This window comes from Caballeronia sp. (genome assembly GCF_049581465.1).
GTDB lineage: Bacteria > Pseudomonadota > Gammaproteobacteria > Burkholderiales > Burkholderiaceae > Caballeronia.
Map to the genome: position 1 here is coordinate 1 of NZ_JBAUSA010000193.1, position 2,341 is coordinate 2,341.

The 2,341-nt window shown below is 61.6% G+C and carries 3 protein-coding genes; 2 read left to right on the forward strand and 1 reads right to left on the reverse strand.

Annotated features, from left to right (window positions below):
- Positions 1 to 310, forward strand: a 310-nt coding sequence (locus tag WCA53_RS04815; protein ID WP_423906177.1) for a helicase C-terminal domain-containing protein, incomplete at its 5' end; no start/stop codon positions are given.
- Positions 311 to 412: 102 nt separating this feature from the next.
- Here WCA53_RS04815 and WCA53_RS04820 read toward each other — a convergent pair.
- On the reverse strand, positions 413 to 1,198 hold the full coding sequence (locus tag WCA53_RS04820) for an outer membrane protein assembly factor BamD (protein ID WP_423906180.1): 786 nt from the start codon (positions 1,196 to 1,198) through the stop codon (positions 413 to 415).
- Positions 1,199 to 1,360: 162 nt separating this feature from the next.
- Here WCA53_RS04820 and WCA53_RS04825 point away from each other — a divergent pair.
- Positions 1,361 to 2,341: RluA family pseudouridine synthase (locus tag WCA53_RS04825; RefSeq protein ID WP_423906183.1), on the forward strand; the 981-nt coding region annotated here is incomplete at its 3' end.

A 2,341-nucleotide genomic window follows, 5' to 3' on the forward strand; every position in this document is an offset into this window, starting at 1 on the left:
GCCGTTCGCGCCGCCTGACGATCCCGTATTGTCGGCACGGCTCGATGCGCTGACGAAGAGGGGCTTGAGCCCGTTTGCCGTGCACCAGTTGCCGCAAGCCGTGATTACGCTCAAGCAGGGCGCTGGACGGTTGATCCGTGCGGAAACGGACCGTGGTGTGCTCATGATCTGCGATACGCGTCTCGTCGACAAACCCTACGGCCGGAGGATCTGGCAGAGCCTGCCGCCGTTCAGACGCACGCGTGAGCTCGAAGTCGTGCGGGCGTTTTTCTCCGATCCTGAAACGGTGGCTGCCGACTCTGATGCGTGACGTAACAACGCGCGTAACCCCCGTGACACTGCGCGGTACAAACAAAAAACCCGGCGACAAAGCCGGGTTTTTTGTTTCATGCCCAGTCGCTAAAAGACTGGATTACCAAATCTGCCACCACGACTTTTCCGCATTTGGGCGGCTCTTGCCGGTCACGTACGGGCTATCGGGGAAGGTCGCGGCCAGCACGCGCTTCGTGTCGTCTGCCATTTGCGGTTGGTCAAGCTGGACGTACGACAGCATCATGATATGCAGCGCATCTTCAGTTGCCGGTGCATTCCGGTATTCGCGAATCGCCAGTTGCGCACGGTTGATGGCGGCCACATAAGCGCCCCGGCGATAGTAGTAGTCGGCCGCGTGGACTTCGTGCGAAGCGAGTGCGTTCACGATGTAACGCATGCGTTGCGCGGCGTCCGGCGCGTACTTGCTTTGCGGAAACCGGTCGACCACGATCTTGAACGCGTCATACGACTCGCGCAGCGACTTCGGATCGCGTTCGCTCATGTCCTGGCCAGAGAAACGGCCGAACAAACCGAGATCGTCGTTGAAGTGGATCATGCCCTTGAGGTAGTACGCGTAGGCGATCTCCGGATGATCCGGGTGCAGCTTGATGAACCGGTCGATGGCTGCATCCGCCGAAGCGGTTTCGCCGTCTTTCCAGTTGCAATACGCCACGTTGATCTGCGCTTGCTGGGCGAAATGGCCGAACGGATCACGACCTTCCAGGCTCTCGAAGTACTTCGCGCACTTGCCGAAGTCACCGCCTGTCAGAGAATCCTGTGCCTCCGAGTATAATTTCGCGTTATTCCACGTTGCTGTCTCGTCCGTCTTCTCCGGCAAGCCATGACAGCCCGCCACAAGTGCGACGAACGAAACGGTCGCCGCCATCGTCAAAGACCGGGGTAATGAACGGGACAGCAGCCGGTGCGACCGGCGAACGGGTTTCAAAATAGTTCTCAAAGCTTGATTTACGGCTCGCATCAGTGCTTGCATTTTCTAGCTCATGCCTTTCTGGCTAACTTTCTGGCAACTTCCCAGCTTTCAGTCTAAATGACCCGCTCAAGTACAAGTCGTACCAAAGATCGCAGCAAAGATTATAGCCCAAGCGCATCGGCCGACGACGCACGTCCGGACGAATTGACCGAACGGCCGGCGCAAGCCGCCGAGCCTGCGGACAGCGTCGCGAGCACCGTCCCGACGAACCTGCACGCGCGTCGCGCGGATGCCGAAACACCGCGGACCATTGTTGTTCCTGACGAATACGCCGGCGAGCGCCTTGACAAGGTCATGGCGCGGCTGTTTCCCGAGTTCTCGCGCAGCCGCCTGCAAACCTGGATCGACGCGCAGCGGGTGGTCGTGGACGGCGCACCCGCGAAGATTCGCCAGCCGGTGCCGCTGGGCGCCACGATCACGCTGATCCCCGACCTGCTGCCCGAGCAGCTCGCGTTCACGCCCGAACCGGTGCCGCTTGAGATCGTCTACGAAGACGACGCGCTCGTCGTCATCAACAAGCCTGCGGGCATGGTTGTGCATCCGGCAGCCGGAAACTGGAGCGGCACGCTGCTCAACGGCCTGCTGTACCGATACGGCGATGCGGCTGCCGGCCTGCCGCGCGCGGGGATCGTGCATCGGCTGGATAAGGAGACTTCCGGCTTGATGGTCGTTGCGCGCACGCTCGAAGCACAGACCATCCTCACGCGCCAGTTGCAGGCACGCACGGTGAAGCGGCGCTACGTCGCCTTGGTGTGGGGGACGATGCCGGATGAGGGCACCATCGACGCCCCGATTGGCCGCGATACGCGCGACCGCACGCGCATGGCGGTGGTGGAGAGTGCATCGGGCAAATATGCCCGCACGCATTACCGCACCATCGACCGGGCGATGTGGAACAACCAGCCCGTTTCGGCGATTCATTGCGATCTGGAAACGGGCCGCACGCACCAGATTCGCGTGCATTGCGCGCACATCCGGCATCCGTTGCTCGGGGACCCCATCTACGGGCACGCGCGCGGCAAGCGGTCGGTGCAGCCG